Origin of the sequence: Lentzea sp. (assembly GCF_036380075.1) — a bacterium.
GTDB lineage: Bacteria > Actinomycetota > Actinomycetes > Mycobacteriales > Pseudonocardiaceae > Lentzea.
In genome coordinates this window covers 40,001-55,923 of record NZ_DASVFL010000332.1, presented here as the reverse complement: position 1 = coordinate 55,923, position 15,923 = coordinate 40,001, and the positions used below count along the sequence as shown (strand labels likewise).

Annotated in this window: 16 protein-coding genes; 6 read left to right on the top strand and 10 right to left on the bottom strand. The window is 73.7% G+C overall.

Annotation, left to right across the window (positions count from 1 at the left end):
* A partial coding sequence (locus VF330_RS35385) for a helix-turn-helix transcriptional regulator (RefSeq protein WP_330856090.1) occupies positions 1-468 on the bottom strand: 468 nt, incomplete at its 3' end.
* A 116-nt stretch (positions 469-584) separates the two neighbouring features.
* On the opposite strand from VF330_RS35385, the gene VF330_RS35380 reads away from it, so the two are divergent.
* Positions 585-1,499, top strand: coding sequence for a MerR family transcriptional regulator (locus tag VF330_RS35380; RefSeq protein ID WP_330856089.1), 915 nt, complete (start codon positions 585-587; stop codon positions 1,497-1,499).
* A 6-nt stretch (positions 1,500-1,505) separates the two neighbouring features.
* On the opposite strand, the gene VF330_RS35375 is transcribed toward VF330_RS35380, so the two are convergent.
* The 5 genes from VF330_RS35375 to VF330_RS35355 all read right to left on the bottom strand — a co-directional run bounded on the left by VF330_RS35375 (position 1,506) and on the right by VF330_RS35355 (position 6,514).
* Positions 1,506-1,982: a hypothetical protein gene (locus VF330_RS35375; RefSeq protein WP_330856088.1), complete on the bottom strand. Its 477-nt coding sequence runs from the start codon at positions 1,980-1,982 to the stop codon at positions 1,506-1,508.
* 22 nt (positions 1,983-2,004) lie between these two features.
* A complete protein-coding gene (locus VF330_RS35370; RefSeq protein ID WP_330856087.1) occupies positions 2,005-4,458 on the bottom strand; it encodes a reprolysin-like metallopeptidase in 2,454 nt (817 codons plus the stop codon).
* A 190-nt stretch (positions 4,459-4,648) separates the two neighbouring features.
* The gene (locus VF330_RS35365) at positions 4,649-5,698 is read right to left on the bottom strand and encodes an alpha/beta hydrolase (protein WP_330856086.1); all 1,050 of its coding nucleotides are present in this window, start codon (positions 5,696-5,698) and stop codon (positions 4,649-4,651) included.
* The gene (locus VF330_RS35360; protein ID WP_330856085.1) at positions 5,695-6,048 is read right to left on the bottom strand and encodes a hypothetical protein; all 354 of its coding nucleotides are present in this window, start codon (positions 6,046-6,048) and stop codon (positions 5,695-5,697) included. The genes VF330_RS35365 and VF330_RS35360 overlap by 4 nt, the downstream gene beginning before the upstream one ends.
* 1 nt (position 6,049) lies before the next feature.
* Positions 6,050-6,514 (bottom strand): helix-turn-helix domain-containing protein, encoded by a 465-nt coding sequence (locus VF330_RS35355; RefSeq protein ID WP_330856084.1) that lies wholly within the window; start codon positions 6,512-6,514, stop codon positions 6,050-6,052.
* A gap of 175 nt (positions 6,515-6,689) precedes the next feature.
* Here VF330_RS35355 and VF330_RS35350 point away from each other — a divergent pair, with 175 nt between their 5' ends.
* Both VF330_RS35350 and VF330_RS35345 read left to right on the top strand, forming a co-directional pair.
* Positions 6,690-7,034, top strand: a complete 345-nt coding sequence (locus VF330_RS35350; protein ID WP_330856083.1) for a YidH family protein — start codon at positions 6,690-6,692, stop codon at positions 7,032-7,034.
* Positions 7,031-7,321, top strand: coding sequence for a DUF202 domain-containing protein (locus VF330_RS35345; RefSeq protein ID WP_330856082.1), 291 nt, complete (start codon positions 7,031-7,033; stop codon positions 7,319-7,321). Before VF330_RS35350 ends, VF330_RS35345 begins: the two co-directional genes overlap by 4 nt.
* Positions 7,322-7,536: 215 nt before the next feature.
* On the opposite strand, the gene VF330_RS35340 is transcribed toward VF330_RS35345, so the two are convergent.
* A complete protein-coding gene (locus VF330_RS35340) occupies positions 7,537-7,725 on the bottom strand; it encodes a hypothetical protein (RefSeq protein ID WP_330856081.1) in 189 nt (62 codons plus the stop codon).
* A gap of 120 nt (positions 7,726-7,845) precedes the next feature.
* Between VF330_RS35340 and VF330_RS35335 the strand changes: the two genes are divergently transcribed.
* A complete protein-coding gene (locus tag VF330_RS35335; protein WP_330856080.1) occupies positions 7,846-8,058 on the top strand; it encodes a hypothetical protein in 213 nt (70 codons plus the stop codon).
* A gap of 24 nt (positions 8,059-8,082) precedes the next feature.
* Here VF330_RS35335 and VF330_RS35330 read toward each other — a convergent pair whose 3' ends face one another.
* Genes VF330_RS35330 through VF330_RS35320 form a run of 3 tightly spaced genes read right to left on the bottom strand, consistent with a single transcriptional unit; the run spans position 8,083 to position 9,695 of the window.
* Positions 8,083-8,568, bottom strand: a complete 486-nt coding sequence (locus VF330_RS35330; protein WP_330856079.1) for a hypothetical protein — start codon at positions 8,566-8,568, stop codon at positions 8,083-8,085.
* Positions 8,569-8,605: 37 nt separating this feature from the next.
* A complete protein-coding gene (locus VF330_RS35325) occupies positions 8,606-9,148 on the bottom strand; it encodes a hypothetical protein (RefSeq protein ID WP_330856078.1) in 543 nt (180 codons plus the stop codon).
* Between the two features lie 7 nt (positions 9,149-9,155).
* On the bottom strand, positions 9,156-9,695 hold the full coding sequence (locus VF330_RS35320; protein ID WP_330856077.1) for a hypothetical protein: 540 nt from the start codon (positions 9,693-9,695) through the stop codon (positions 9,156-9,158).
* Between the two features lie 138 nt (positions 9,696-9,833).
* Here VF330_RS35320 and VF330_RS35315 point away from each other — a divergent pair, with 138 nt between their 5' ends.
* Complete coding sequence (locus tag VF330_RS35315; protein WP_330856076.1) at positions 9,834-12,713, top strand: AfsR/SARP family transcriptional regulator; 2,880 nt, start codon at positions 9,834-9,836, stop codon at positions 12,711-12,713.
* 409 nt (positions 12,714-13,122) lie between these two features.
* Positions 13,123-15,918 (top strand): ATP-binding protein, encoded by a 2,796-nt coding sequence (locus tag VF330_RS35310; protein ID WP_330856075.1) that lies wholly within the window; start codon positions 13,123-13,125, stop codon positions 15,916-15,918.
* Positions 15,919-15,923: the final 5 nt, after the last annotated feature.

The following is a 15,923-nucleotide window of genomic DNA, read 5'->3' as shown; positions in this document are numbered from 1 at the left end:
CAGGTTGCGGCCGGGCCGGTAGCCGGGGTTGAGCGCGACCGCCAGCGCGTTCGCGGCCAGGACGTCGCGGAACCGGCCGACCACGATCACCGCCTCGCCGCTCCAGCGGTCGAGCAGCTGGGTGAGGCGGTGCGAGACGGCTTCGGCGGGACGGACGGGCCGGGACGCGGGCGCGTCGGCCACCAGCCCGCGCAGGTAGGCGCGTGCCTCGGAGTCCAAGCCGAGGACGTGCGCGAGCGCCTCGATCACCTGCGGCGACGGGTTGGCGTCCCGGCCCTGTTCGAGGCGGGTGTAGTAGGCCGCGCTGATGCCCGCGAGCGTCGCGACCTCCTCCCGGCGCAGGCCCGGCGTCCGCCGGCGGCCGATCGGCGGCACCCCGATCTCGGCCGGGTCGGCCAGCTCGCGGCGTGCCCGCAGAAAGGCACCGAGGGGGTTTTCTGCCGCGTTCGCGGGCCCGGTGGCGTCCATGTCCGGAACGCCAACCGCGCTCAGGCGGTGGTGCCTCTCCCCGTTGTTCCTGCTCCTGCCAGGGTCAGGCTGCGCTTCTTGACCTTCCAGCGGCTGCAAAGTCCAGGATTGCCCTCATGGACGAACGCAGCGACCTGCTCACCATCGGCCGGCTGGCGCGCCGCACGGGCCTCTCGGCCCGCACCCTGCGCTTCTGGTCGAACGAGGGCGTCATCACGCCGGCCGGCCGCTCGGCGAGCGGCTACCGGCTCTACGACGCCGCGTCGGTGCTCCGGGTCGAGCTGATCCGCACGTTGCGCGAGCTGGGTCTCGGGCTCGACGACGTGCGCGGGGTGCTCGAACGCGGGGACACCGTCGCCGAGGTCGCGGCGGCGCAGGTGACCGCGATCGACGCGCAGATCCGCGCGCTCAAGGTGAGCAGAGCCGTTCTGTCCACTGTGGCCCGACGACGACCCACCCTCGAGGAGACCTCGCTGATGAACCGCCTGGCCCGGCTGTCGGCAGCCGAACGCGCCCAGATCATCGACGACTTCAAGGCGGACGTGTTCGACCGCCTCGACATCGACCCCGCGCTGCGCGACCGGGTGCGCGCACTGCGCATCGACCTGCCGGACGACCCGGCGCCCGACCAGGTGGACGCCTGGATCGAGCTGGCCGAGCTGGTGCGGGACCAGGACTTCCGCACCCGGCTCGGCACGTTCCTGGAGCTGAACACCGCGGCACCGGGACGGGAGGCACCGCCCGGCGCGGCCATCTGGTGGGCCCGCCAGGTCGTGGACGCCGTCGCGCGGGCCAGGGCGCGGGACGTCCGTCCCGGCACCACCGCCGCGGCGGACCTGGTCTCCGATCTGTTCGGGGACACCGATCTCAGGGCCGTGCTGCTGTCCCTGGAATCGGGGATCGCCGCGGACGCGGAGCGGTACCGCAGCCTCGTCGGCCGCGTGAACGGACGGCGCAGCGCGCCGGACGCCACGGAGGACCTGCTGTGGCTGGCCACGGTTCTGCGGCTCGTCGTCGAGGAGGGGGCCTGACGCGCGTCAGGCCTTGGCCGCCGGGCGCAGGTGCCCCTCGATCCGCGCGAACTCCGCCGCCATCTCCGGCGAGGCGAGGAAGTCGTCCAGGGACGCGGAGACCTCGTGGTCCACCGCCTCCAGCCCGCGGATCGCCAGCTGCGCGACGAGCTCGGGATCGCGGCCGGCGAGGAACCCGGCCCAATGCTCCAACGCCTCCAGCGCCCACAGCACCTGCGGTTCCATGTCGCCGTCGGACAGGATGCCCCCGTCGATGGTGTCCAGCCACGCGCGCAGCTGCTCCGGTGTGCTTCCCGCCGGATCGGCGCACGCCTGCTCGAACGCCTGCCGGGCGTCGTCGTCGAACTCGGCCTCCGCCGCGTCCGCGAGGTCGTCCCCCGTCGTCAGCCGGACGACCGTCTCCGCGCCGAACCGGTGCCGTTGCCCGTCATCCGCTCCCGCGACGAGCTCGCGGACGGTTCGCTCCACCTCGGTGTAGTGCACGGCGTCATCCAACCAGCCCCGCTCAGCCGGTGATCGTCAGGTCGGCGTCGTTGAGATCGAAGAAGACGTTGCCGACGGCCTCGACCCCGATCCGGCCCCGGTCGGTCCGCACCTGCGGCAACCGCACGGTCTCGGCCCCGTCGTTGCGGGTGACGGACGCGAGCACGTGCGGGAAGGTCCGTCCGCCGTCGGTGGAGAACGTGATCCGGACTGCGGCCGCGTTCACCGGGGCCTTCGCCGTTCCCGCCACGTCCCAGGTGATGCGCTGCGACGATCCGCCGCGGTACGTGGCGCGGGAGGCCTGGGAGGTCACCAGGAACGGTCCGGTGCCCGGCGCGACCACGAGCTCGGTGCCGGCGCTGCCGACCCCGCCGCCGCCCTGCCTGCCGTCGCGGGCGGTGAGCTTGAAGTGCAGGGTGCGCGCACCGTCCACACCGACCCAGTCGGCGGTGGGGAGGAACTCCGAGTAGCAGTCGACGAGGCCGGCGGGAACGTTGGTGTCGAAGCCGGTCTCCGGTGCCGGAGGCGGCGGCGCGGCCGGGCATCGGCCGGTGCGCGCGTTGGTGTTGTTCGCCGCGATCTGCGCGAGGTCGGGGAACACCCGGCGCGGGTCGGTGCTCACGGCGTTGGCGCCCGGCGAGTGGTACTTCAGCGCGTCCTCGGCGCTGACGACGGCCGCGGTGCCGAACACGCGGAACAGCGGGCCGTCGGTCTTGTGGTTGTCCACCAACGCGGTGCCGTTCTCGCCGCCGCGGTCGTCCTGCTCCCACAGGTAGGTGACCGGGTCGCCGTCGGGGTCGGAGGCGTGGCCGGTCAGGGCGAACGGGGTGCGTGCCGGGATGGTGCGGCGCGCGGGCATCCTCACGAGCGGCGCGTGGTTGCGGGTGGGCTGCACGAGGTGGCCCTCGTTGACCTGCGGGCCGCCCTTGGTCGTCTCGCCGACCCAGCCGGACGCCCCGGTGACGTCGATGCCCAGCGCGGGAACGTCCACCCCCTCCAGGGTTCCGCCGAAGGTGACCTGGAAACCGGTGGTGTCGAAGGGGGTCGGCCGGTTCACGTTGTCCCCGAGGCCCGCGACCTCGACCTGTCCACCGGCGGGCAGGACCGACTCCACGGCCGCCTTGATCGCCTCCCGGGTGTAGCCGGCGTGGGTGACGGGCGCGGACCTGCGGCCGTCGTAGGTCAGCGTGAACGAGTCGCCGCTGCCGAAGTCCCGCAGCGACGCGTTCTGCACCTCGTCCAGGTTCCACGGGAACGGCGAGGTGAACGCGGCGATCTCCGCGCGGGTGCGGTGGGAGAAGTAGGGGTCGTTGTGGCGCTGGACGTTGTCCTGCTGGCAGATGCCCGCGTACGACATGATCGTCGACCCGCTGCCGGGCTCGAAGGAGGACCCGGCGACGCGCTGCCCGGTGCCGCACCCGAACTGGGTGCCGTCGAAGGTGTGCTCGGCGCCGAACTGGTGTCCCACCTCGTGCGCCACGTAGTCGACGGCGAAGTAATCACCGGCGGGTGTGGCGATGCCGGTGCACGCCGCCGCCTTGTCGGGGCCGCCCACGCCGGGCACTCCCCCGCCACCGCCCCGGACGCCCAGCACCACGTGTCCGATCTCGTAGTTGCTCGCGCCGATCAGCTGCCCCAGCACCGTCGCGGCGCGGCCGAGGGTTCCGGTCACGCACTGCTGGAGCTCCCCGGGCGAGAAGCACGGCGCGGAGCCGCACGGACCGTCCGGCCCGGTCGCCAGGGCGTCCGTGCTGAGGTTGAGCCGGTCCGTGCCGTCGACCATCAGCAACCGGATCGCCAGCTCGTCCTCGTAGATCTGCGCGATCCGGTTGACCAGGGCCGCCTTCGCGGCGACCACGTTCTCCGCGCCGAAGTACCGCGCGTAGGACGGGTCGCTGATCATCGCGAGCCGGTAGGTGCGAAGCTGCACGACCGGGCTTGTTCTCCCGGCGCCGGCGGGACGTGACCGTTGCGGCGCGTACGCCGCAACGGCCTCCCGCAACGGTTCGGCCGGGCCCAGCTCGAAAGAGCTGGCGTAGAGGCTCCGGTCGCCACGGGATTGCGGGGCGACCAGCCACTGTCCGCGCTGCGACCGCACCGAGGCGTGGAACCCCAGCGGCGTCAGGTCCGCGCGGACGGACGCGGTCGGGTCGTCCAGGCCCCTGCCCGCGTACGTCCTGATCTCCGGGTGCCGCGCCGCGAGACCCGGCTCCATCACCGGCGTGTCCACGAGCGCGAACCGTTCGAACGTGCCCGCGGGCGTCGGCAGCACGGTCTCGACGGTGCCGGTTCCGGCCAGACCGGCGGCCAGCGCCGAACGGTCGAGGGTGAACCCGGCTTGCCGTTCCGACCGCGCCGTGACGCCGTCGACCCCGGTCCACGGGTTGCCCGCGGCGGCGGCCTTGCCCGGTGCGGTCATCAGCACGCCCACCGTGACCGTGGTCAGCATCAGGACGAGTGCTCGGCGTGCCGCCACGTCAGGTCTCCCCCGGGAGGTCGAGTTCAGCGCGAGCGGCGACGCCCGACGGCACAGCCGCACTGCCCCTTCATCAACCCACACACGCCGAGTCCCCTCTACGCCTGAACGGAGGCTTCGACCGGGTAACACCCGGAAAGCGCATTCCATTCGAGACGCGGAACCCGCGTCCGTCTCGAATGGAGCGTCCTCACCACCGCAGGGCGCGGAGCTGCCCGGTCAGCACGGGCGAGAGCGTCCCGTCGGCGGTGGTCATCGAGTGGCCGACACCGGGCAGGACCACCCGGTGACCCACGACGGACGCGAGCTGGTCCGTGGTGTGGCAGGGCACCTGCACGTCGAGCTCGCCGCACGTCAGGAGCACGGGCATCCGCGGCAGGCGACGGGCGACGTCGGGCGGGAACACCGCGTCGTCGGTCGTCACGAACTTCCGGCTCGGCCCGGCCAGCGACCCGAACAGCGCGGCGAGCGGCGCCGGCATGGCCGTCGTGTCGACCGGGCGACCGGCGCGCAGGTCCGCGACGGCCGTGTCGATCGCGCGGTCCACGACGGCGGCGTCCTCCGGGGACAGCTGGCCGGCGTCGACGAGCTGCCGGATCTGGTCGTGCAGCTGCATGGCCAGCACGTCGAGCAGCCGCAACGACTGGGGTTGCAGCATGACCAGTGCGGCGGCGCGATGCCGGGCGGGGGCGTCCGCGGCGAGCACCAGTGCCGTCATACCGCCCTCGCTGTGCCCCATGAGCGCCACCCGGTGCCGGTGCACCTCCGCGCGACCCTGGAGGAGGTCGCGTGCCGCCGCGGCCTGCCGCACGAAAGCCGGGTAGTCGAGGTCCTGGGGCCGTCCGGCGTACGCGCCCAGGCCGGTGCGGCCGGTTCCGTACTTGTCGAACCGCAGCGTCACGACCCGGTCGCGGTCCAGCGCGGTCGCGAGGTCGCGCAAGGTGTTCGGCGTCAGCGACGGGGGCTGGTTGCCGTCGCGGTCGGTCGGACCGCTGCCCGGCAGCAGCAGGGCCGCCGCCAGGCGCTCGCCGCGGCGCCGCGCCGGCACGTGGAGCGTTCCGTGGGTCGTCGTGCCGTCCACGACGAAGGACACCTCCTCGTCGTGCGCGGGCAGCAGGGCCGCGGACTCGTGCCGGCCGCTCGACGGCCCGATCGCCGACGCGACGGCGGTGAAGGGCGGGGCCGCGACCACCGTGGTGGAGACCGCCGCCGCTAGGGCGACCGCGAGCCTGATCCTCATCGGCGCGTCGCCTTCTCGACCATGGCCACCACTTCGCGCGGCTCGTCGACCTCGACCACGAGCCGGGTGTAGCGCTCGTCGCTCAGCTCCACGACCACGGCCTTCTTCGCGTCGCGGACCGCCCAGAAGACCTTCTCGCCGTCCTGGTGGAACGTGCCCGCCGTGATCACACCGGGCACGTGCGTGCCGGGCGCCCGAATCCCCTTGGGCTCACCGAGGATTCCCGGGTCCACAGTGGCGCCCCGCACGTGCGCCAGCGGGATGGTGAGCCTGCTCTTCAACGCCCACAGCTTGTCCAGTCCCTCCATCTCCACCACCAGGTCCTGTCCCTGCACGCTGATCACTGCCACGTCAGATCTCCTTACCGGGCACCGGTTGCGGTGCGTCGTCGAGGTCGGGAACGTCGTCGTGGGACTCGGACACCTCCGCGCGCCGGCGCAGCCACCGCCCCACCAGCACGTCGGTGGCGCGGGGGTCGCCCGTCGCGGCGTCGACGTCGGCGAGGACCGACGACACCAGCTCGGCGACCTCGGGGTCGTCCGGCGCCCGGTCCACCGCGGCGACCAGCAGCAGGTCCCACGGCGGCGCGTCGTCCGGCCGGGCGAGCCACGGCCGGACGTCCCGGTCGACGTGGCGGCGCAACGCCGCCAGGTACAACCCGCGTTTGCTGCCGAAGACGCCGTAGAGGCTGTTGCGGTGCACGCCGAGCCGAGTCACGAGGTCGTCGATCGAGACGCCGTCGTAGGCACGGCGGGCGAACAGGTCCGCCGCCGCCTCCACGGCCTCGTCCACGTCGAATGACCTTCTTCGTCCCATGCGCCCACCGTAGCCTTTTCGGGAACGATCAGTCAAGAACGACCGTTCCTCAAAATCGTCGCGGGTGTGCGGAGGAGGTTCCGAGGCCGGCACCGGTCGATTCGTGCGGCGGGGACCGGCTCCCGCAGACTGGGGGCGACCACGACCGACCACACGGGAGAGACGAGGGGGAACGATGTCGGCCGGACCACCGGACACCGAACCCGACTACCGGTTCACGCTGGCCAACGAACGCACGTTCCTCGCGTGGATCCGCACCGCACTGGGCCTGCTGGCCGCCGGCGTCGGCCTGCGCCAGCTCCTGCCCCCGTTCGAGCTCCCCGGCGGCACGACGGTGCTCGCGGCGGCCTGCATCGGTCTGGCGGCGACGGTGGCCGCCACGAGCTTCCCGCGCTGGTACCGCGTCCAACGCGCCATGAGGGCGGGGGAACCCCTCCCCCGCAGCACGATGGTGCCGGTGCTCGCGACCGGCGTCCTGCTGCTGGCCCTGGTGGGCGCCGTGCTGGTGATCGCGGGGTGAACCGCGACAACGGACTGCAGCCCGAACGCACGAACCTCGCGTGGACCCGCACCACGCTCTCGTCCGCGGCCTGCTTCCTGTTCCTGCTCCACGTCGCGGTGCGCCAGGGGTGGGGACTGGCCGTCGTTCCCGCCGTCTGCACCGCCGCCGCCACCGCGACGCTGGTCGCGCTGGGCCGCGACCGCGGTCTGGTCGCGAGCAGGCCGCTCGTCCTGGCGCTCGTGGGCGTGCTCGTCGCCGTCGCCTGCGTGTCCGCACTGCCGCTCGTCCTGCACGACCCGCGCTGACGCCGAACCGTCCACACCGGACGGGACCCACGCGGTTGTCCGTACGAGCGTTTTCGGGGGGTCGCGATGAGCGGCAGCAGGGTGTTGGTGGCAGGCGCGACCAACGCCGCCAAGGCCGACACCGCGCTGGAGACCTACCGCGCCGACGACGACGGCGGCGGGGACGGGTACGTCTCGGACATCGAGATCCTGCGCGGCGACCTGTCCCAGGTGCTCTACGACGACACCCGCGACACCGTCGAGTACGTGTTCGGCGACCGGATCGCCGGCCTCGCCCAGGACGCGGACGGGGTCGACGTGACGTTCGCGAGCGGCGGCCGGCGCCGTTTCGACCTCGTGGTCGGGGCCGGCGGGTTGCACTCGACGCTGCGCGCGGCGGTCTTCGGACCGCGGGAGCGGTACATCCGCCACCTCGGGCTCGTGCTCGCGTTCTACAGCGTTCCCAACGCTGGTTCCTCGAGAACCGGGAGAAGCACACCGGCCGCTCCGCCGCCCTGCGCCCCATCCGGGACGCCACCCGCGCGATGGCCATGTTCTCCTTCCCCGCTGCCGGTTTCGACGTCGACCACCGCGACGTCGAGGGCCAGAAGCGCCTGCTGCGGGAGCAGGTGGACGGTCTGGGCTGGCTCGCACCGCGCATCCTCGCCCACCTGGACGACACCCCGGACTTCTACCTCGACCAGGTCGCCCAGGTCGTGATGGACCCGTCGCGCAACGGACAGGCCCGCGCCCCGTGAGGCGCGGGCCTGTCCGACGTCAGGTCAGCAGCTCAGCGTGATCCGGGGCGTCGCCCCGCCCATCGTGAGCGGAGAACCCTGGTAGCCGTACTTCGTGAACGTCACGACGCCCACACCCCGATAGGTCTTGGTCGTGCCGAGGCACTGGTAGGTCGAGGCGACGCTGTGGGAGCTGGTGGCGGCCCTCGTGCCGCCGTTGTCCGCGACGAGGACCCCGTCCGCCTCGACGCCGGCGGCAACGCTGATCAGGTCCACGGGGGCGTCGCAGCTCGCGAAGACGTCGACGCGCACGTCGATGCCCAGCACCCACGGGTAGCCGACGGATCCGCCGCACGTGATGACCTCCTGCGCTCCCAGGCCGGCGGCGGCCGTCCTGGTCAGCGTCACGGTGAACGTGGCGCCCTCCCCCGCGGGGGCGGCGGACGCCGGAGCCGCCGTCACGGCGAGTGCCGCGGCACTGGTCACCGCGAGGACGGCGGCTGAGACGGCGGTGCGGACGCGGTGGGACACGGTGTACCTCCAAGGAGTCGGGAAGCGGAGCGGCGGGTCACGTGCGGCGGATGGACTCGGTGTAGAACTCCCCCACCGGGTTGCTGCCGCCGTTGAGGGCCACCTGGACGCGCAGCTTCGTGAAGTACGGGACGCCGAACTCCAGTGCCGCCGGGGTCGTCGCCGAGCACGTCGGCTTCGGTCCGGACCCGCTGGAGCAGGACACGTGGGCGACCTCGGTCCCCTCGTGCCACGGGCTGTAGACGCCCTGGTAGATGTGCACGTCCATCAGGACCATGAAGATGTCCGGCGCAGGGGCGTTCGGGTCGGCGAGGCTGCGGCAGTCGAGCCCCCAGGTGGCGGTGGCCTTCCAGTCGGCGCCGATCGCGGCGGGCCAGGCGACGCCGACGTAGCAGAACGACTGCGGCGGGGTCGCCTGCACCCGCACGTCCGGGGCTTGCCCGTGCACGACGAGAACCGCCGGACCGGCGCGGAACGCGTCGCCGGTTCCCGGTGCGGCGCCGGCGGGAGCGGCCGTCACCACGAGCACCGCGGCCAGTGCCGCGACCAGGCGCCCGATCAGGCGTGGTCGGATGGTCATCGTCACCTCAGCAGGTCAGGAACGGGTCGGGGAGGGAGGTGCCGAACCACGCCCAGTCGGTCAGCGGGCTGCCGGCGTAGAAGGTCGCCTCGACGTAGATCTGGCCGTACCAGTAGGCCGGGAAGCACGGCGTGAGCGTGTGCGAGAGCCCTTGCAGCACAAGGGTCGAGCTGTCGCCGCCGGGGAGCGGGATGAACTCGTTCCTGGCGGCGAGCGTCCAGGTGTCGCTCTGGCTGAACCGGTAGTACAGGTAGAGGTGCACGACTCCGCGCACCCATCTGCCGTTGCACTGCATCTTGAGCCCGAAGTTGACCGTCGGTTTCGGGCTCCACGTGGGCTTCCAGCCGTCGACCCCGCACTTGACCTGGTCGTCGGGAACGTTCGCGAGGGCCTTCGGACCGCTCGTCCCGAACCGCGTGGCGTGCGGTCCGGCCGCGCCGATCGTGGCGAGGTTCGGTGCGGCCGCGGTCGCGGCAGGCACCACCGCGAGGGAGAAGACGGCTGCCACCACCGCCAGCGCCGCTGTCAGTCTTCGCTGCCGGATCATCCGGAGCACCTCCAGTGGGTTCGGGAACCGACACCGCTGACGCTGCCCGGGAGGTCTGGACGCAGATTGGACGGAGACTGAACCGGCCGCGTGCCACCAGGTTCACCCCGTTGCCGCGGTCGAACGGCCTGTGCCAGCATGGTTGTGGCATGGGGGGTGCTGGTGCGCGTCCAGGTTCTCGGCCCGGTGCGGGCCTGGCGGGACGGCCGGGAGATCGACCTCGGTCCGGCGGGACGGCGCGCCGTGCTCGGCCTGCTCGCCCTCGCCGGTGGGCGGGTGGTGTCCCGCGCGGACCTGGTCGACGCGCTGTGGGGCGAGAACCCGCCGCCCAGTGCCACCAACGTGATCCAGACGCACGTCAAGCACCTGCGCCGGCTGTTCGACCCCGACCGGCACCGCTATGCGCGCAGCACCAGCATTCCGTTCGCCGGCAACGGGTACGCGTTGCACGTCCCGGACCACGAGGTCGACGTGGACCGGTTCCGCTCCCTCGTGGCGGCCGCGGGCAGGACGAGTGCGGCGGAGGAGGTCGCGGACCTGCTCGGGAAAGCGCTTGCCCTGTGGCAGGGGCGGCCGTTCGCCGACCACCCCGGACTGACCGGGCACGCGAAGGTCGTCGCGTTGCTGGGTGAACGCCGCGGCGCGCTGCTCGCCCACGCCGAGGCGGTGATCGGGCTGGGCCGGGCGGTGGACGTGGTGCCGCTGCTGGTGGAGCACGCGGCCGGCCACCCGTTGGACGAGGCGGCGCAGGCACTTCTCGTCCGCGCCTACGCCGCGGCCGGCCGCCGGGCGGACGCGTTCGCCGTCTACGACAGCGCCCGGCGGGTGCTGCGGGAGGAACTGGCGATCGGCCCCGGAGTGGAGCTCGTCGCCGCCCACGCGGAGTTGCTCGACGAACTGGCACCGGTCCCCCGCGGCGTCGGTCCGGTGCCCGCCCAGCTGCCCGCCAACGCGTCCGGTTTCCTCGGCCGCGCAACGGAACTGGCCGTCCTGGACGGGATGCTCGCGGACCGCGACCCGGCGGCGACGACGGTGGTCGCGGTGTGCGGAACGGCGGGAGTGGGCAAGACCGCGCTGGCCGTCCACTGGGGACACCGGCTGCGCGCCGGGTTCCCGGACGGCCAGCTGTACGCGAACCTGCGCGGCTACGAGGCCGGCAAGCCGGTGAGCGCCGCGGACGTGCTGAGCGGTTTCCTGGAGGCGCTGGGGGTCACCGGTGCCGCCGTCCCGGCCGACGTGGACGCGCGGGCGGCCCGGTACCGGACCGAGGTGGCCGACCGGCGGCTGCTGGTCGTGCTGGACAACGCGGCGACGGTCGAGCAGGTCCGGCCGCTGTTGCCCGGCACGCCGTCGTGCGTGGTCGTGGTGACGAGCCGGGACAGCCTGGCGAGCCTGGTCGCGGTGCACGGCGCGCGGCGGCTGGACCTCAAGCCGTTGCGGCGGGGCGACGCGGTCGTGCTGCTGCGCGGGCTGATCGGCGACCGGGTGCGCTCCGGGTCGTCCGCGGTGGCCGCGCTCGCCGAGCAGTGCGCGTACCTGCCGCTGCCGTTGCGGGTCGCCGCGGAGCTCGTGGTCAGCCGGCCCGAGACCGCGCTGGCCGAGCTGGTCGAGGAGCTCGGTGACCGGCAGCGGCGGCTGCGGCTGCTCGACGGCGGCGGTGACGGGCGGGCAGCGGTCCGCGAGGTGCTCTCCTGGTCCTACAAGCACCTTCCGGCACAGGCCGCGCGGCTGTTCCGGTTGCTGGGCGTGCATCCCGGCCGCGACTTCGACGTGGCCTGCGCCGCCGCGCTCACCGGCCTCGACCACGACGCGGCGGGCCTGCTGGTGGAGGTGCTCGTCCGGGCGCACCTGGTCGACCGCGGCCCGGGAGGGAGGCACGGCATGCACGACCTGCTCCGCGCGTACGCCGTCGACCTGGCCCGGGACGATCCCGAACGGTCCGCCGCGTTCGACCGGCTGCTCGACCACTACCTGACGTCCGCAGCCGCGGCGGTCGACGTCGTCTACCCGACCGGCCGGGTCGTCGCGCCGGGGGCCGACCCCGCCCGGATGCGCGCGTGGCTCGACGCCGAACGTCCCAACCTCATGGACCTGTGCTCGTCCGCCCACGACCGTCCGGACCAGGCGATGCGCCTGGCCGAGGTGCTGTACCGCTACCTCGAGACCGGGCACCACACCGAGGCGCTGGTCGTGCACACCGGCGGTCTGCGCGCGGCACGGCTGGCCGGCGACCGCGAGGGCGAGGCACGGGCGTTGACGAACCTGGGCGCCGTGCACCGCCTCCTCGGCCGCTACGGACCCGCGGCGGCCCGCCTGCGGCAGTCGCTGCGCCTGCACCGCGACCGCTCCGACCGGGCGGGCGAGGCCCGCGCGTTGTCGCACCTGGGCATCGTCGAGGACCGGCTGGGCGACGTCGGCGCCTCCGTCGGCTACCTCCGGCAGGCGCTCGTCCGCTACCGCGAGCTGGGCGACCGGCACGGCACGGCGTCGGTGCTGACCAACCTCGGAACCGTGCAGGGCCAGACGGGCGACCACGCGGGCGCCGCCGAGGCCCTGAGCGCGGGCAGGGACCTGTTCCGCGAGCTCGGCGACCGCGCCGGCGAGGCGAGCGCGCTGACCAACCTGGCCGACGCCTACACCCACCTCGGCCGCCACACGTCCGCCGCGGCGCACCTGCACGAGGCGCTGGCCCACTTCCGCGACCTCGGCCACCGCTACGGGGAGGCCGCGGCGCTGTCCAACCTCGGCCAGGTCCTCGTCCACCTGGGCCGCCCCGAGGAGGCGGTCGGCGTGCAGGAGGAGGCGCTGGAGATCTTCCGGGCGACCGGGCACCGCTACGGCGAGGCGAACGCGCTCAACGGCCTGGCCGAGGCCCTGCGCGCGGCCGGCCGTCCCGGTGCGCCCGCCGCCCATCGGGAGGCGCTGGCGATCGCGTCCGAGACCGGTGACCAGGACGAGCAGTCGCGCGCGGCGGCCGGCATCGCGGTGTGCGGCAGCGAACTGAAGGGGAACATGTAGGGGCTTCCCCGACGTCGGGGGCACATTCCTTCTTCAGCGTCATTCAGGCGAAGAGCGACAGCGGGAAATCAACGGGGATTGCTTTTCTCGCTCGTTTCGCCGATGACGAAACGAGGAAACCAGAATGCCGGGTTTTGTTCAGCGCGGGAACAACGACGAGGCACTGCGGAACGGCGACGAAGACGAGTGCGAGTTCTTCGTGCTGAACTTGTGCCACGCGACGCTGGCGAAGAGCACCGTCACGTGGCGCGGTGGCGACCTCGAGGAGACCGGTGGTGATCGGAAAACAGCGACGAGAACCCGTTCTCCCTTTCCCGAGAACTGAATGGAGCAGGACGAAACCCGCCCTCGAATTCAGCTCGTGCGCCCGGCTGTCGCGGGCCGGGACGCGGTGCGCTAGAACTCGGTCATGCGTTCGCATCCCGTAGGCACCGACCCGTTGCCCGATCTGGTCGAACGGGACGCCGAGACAGCCGTGCTGCGGGCCGCCGTCGAGGCGGTGGCGCGGGGCCGGGGCGGGGTGGTCGTCATCGACGCGGGCGCGGGCATGGGCAAGACGGCGCTGGTGCGCCGGTTCCGCGCCTCGGCCGCGGACGCCGGGTGCGCCGTGCTGTCGGCGCGCGGGGCCGAGCTGGAGCGGGACTTCGCGTTCGGCGTGGTGCGCCAGCTGCTGGAGCCCGTGCTGCCCGCCGACGAGGAACGGCGGCGGGTGCTGTTCAGCGGGGCCGCGGCGGCCACCGAGCGGATCTTCGACCTCGGCGACGGTGCGACGGGCTCGTTGTTCAGCCTCTTCAACGGGTTGTACTGGCTGCTGGTGACGCTCGCCGAGAGCGGGCCGCAGGTGGTGGTCGTCGACGACGCGCAGTGGGCGGACCCCTCCTCCATGCGGTTCCTCGGTTTCCTCGCCCGGCGGCTGGACTCCGTCCCGGTGCTGCTGGTCGTCGCGACGCGCAGCGGTGAGCACGAGGACGGCGACCTGCTCGACGACGTGCTCGCCGCCGAGGACTGCGCGCACCTGCGGTTGCGCAGCCTCACCGCGGCCGGGGTGGCGCGGCTGGTCAGGGAGGCGGTCGCCGGGGCCGACGACGAGTTCTGCGCGGCGTGCCACGTGACGACCGCCGGGAACCCCCTGTTCGTCCGGGAGCTGGTGCGGGTGCTGGCCGAGGACGACAGCGCCGGTGACGCGGCGGCGGTGGCCTCGGCCGGGCCCGACGCGGTCCGGGAGCACGTCGCCGCCCGGTTGCGCCGGCAACCGGAGGAGGTGCGACGGGTCGCCCGCGCGGTCGCGGTGCTGGGCGACGACACGACGCTGGCCCTGGTCGCCACGCAGGCGGGGGTGGACGTCGCCACGGCGGCGGTCTGCGCGGAACGCCTGGTGCGGCACGGATTCTTCGGCACCGCCGACCCTCCCGCGTTCGGGCACGTGGTCCTGCGGGACGTGGTGCTGTCGCTGGTCCCCCTTGCGGAACGCGGGGCTGGGCACGACCGCGCGGCCGCCGTGCTGGCCTCCGCCGGGGCTCCGGTGGCGAGGGTCGCCTCGCACGTGCTGCGGACGGTGCCCGCGGCGCGGCGGGACCGGGTGAAGGTGCTCGTGGCCGCCGCCGCGCAGGCCTGGCAGCGCGGGTCACCCCCGGACGCGGCGACCTACCTCGCCCGCGCCCGGCAGGAACCGCCGGACGCGGACGTGCGCTCGGAGGTCAGCCGCCTGCTGGGCAACTGCGAGGTGCACCGGCTGTCCCACACCGACGCGGACGTCCACCTGCGCGAGGCGCTGGCGTGGGCGGCCACGCCGGAGCAGCGCGCTCGGTGCGGGTACAGCCTGGCGCGGTTCCGCAACGCGTGCGGCGAGGTCGGTGCGGCGCTGTCGTTGCTGCTGCAGGCCGCTCGCGCGCTGCCGCCGGACGCGCCCGCCCCGCTCGTCCGGGACCTGGTGTCGGAGCTGCTCGGTGTGGCCCGCGCGGACCTGTCCGCACGCGCCGAGCTCGTCGCCCGGCTGGCCGCGTTCCGCGCGACGACCGAGGACGGCGACCCCGTGCTGACCGCGCACCTGGCGTTGGAGGGGCTGTTCACCGGCGGGCCCGCCGACGACGCGGTCGCGCTGGCGAGGACGGCGCTCGACGCCAACCGGCTCACGCCGGAGCGGTCGGCGATCTGGTCCGCGGTGAACACGCTGCTCGTCGCCGACCGGCTCGTCGAGGCCGAGCAGCGCACCCAGCGGGCGCTGCGCAACACCCTGGAACGCGGGCAGCTGTTCGCCGTGGGCATCGTGCACGCCTACCTGGCCCGGATCTCGTTGCTGCGCGGGAACCTGGCGGCGGCCGACGAGCACGTGGAGCTCGGCACGCAGGCGGCGCCGCGGCCCAACGTCGCACTGCCCGCGCTGCAGGCCGCCCGCGTCCACCTGCTCGTCGAACGCGGCAGGCTGGACGAGGCCCGCGCGGTGCTCGACGACGGGGTGCTGGCCGATGGCGAACCACCCCGTTCCTCGCTGCACACGTGGTTGTTGGAGTCGCGGATGCGTCTGCACGCTGCGAGGGGCGACCACGAGGCGCTGCTGGCCGACGCGATGACGTGCAGGACGTTGTACGAACAGTGGGGCGTGGTCGGGTTGTGGGACGTGCAGTGGCGGCTGTACGCGGCCCAGGCACACCGGCAGTCGGGACGTCGCGGGGAAGCGGCCGCGCTCGTCGCGGAGCAGCTGCGGCTGGCGCGGGCGTGCGGCGTGCCGCGGCAGGAGGCGATGGCGTTGCGGGCGGGTGCGGACGGCGACGTCGCCACGCTCACGGAGGCGGTGCGCCTGCTGCGCGGAGGCCCGGCGCGGCTGGAGCTGGCCGGAGCGCTGGCCGACCTCGGCGCCGCGCTCCAGCGGCGTGACGACCGGGCGGAGGCGCGCGCCGCCACGAGGGAGGCCGCCGAGATCGCCGTGGAGTGCGGCGCGGAGGCCCTCGCGGAACGGCTGCGCGCCGGCCTCGCCACCGGCGGCGGGCGGATGCCCCGCATCGAGGTGACCGGGGTCGCCGCCCTGACGCCGTCGGAACTGCGGGTGGCCGAGCTCGCGGCCGGGGCGCTCACGAACCGGCAGATCGCCGAGAACCTGTTCGTCACGGAGAAGACGGTGGAGACGCACCTGGGCCGGGCCTATCGCAAGCTCGGCGTTCGGTCGCGGACCCAGCTCGCGATCCGCATGTCCGCGCACGCCCGCTGAACCGC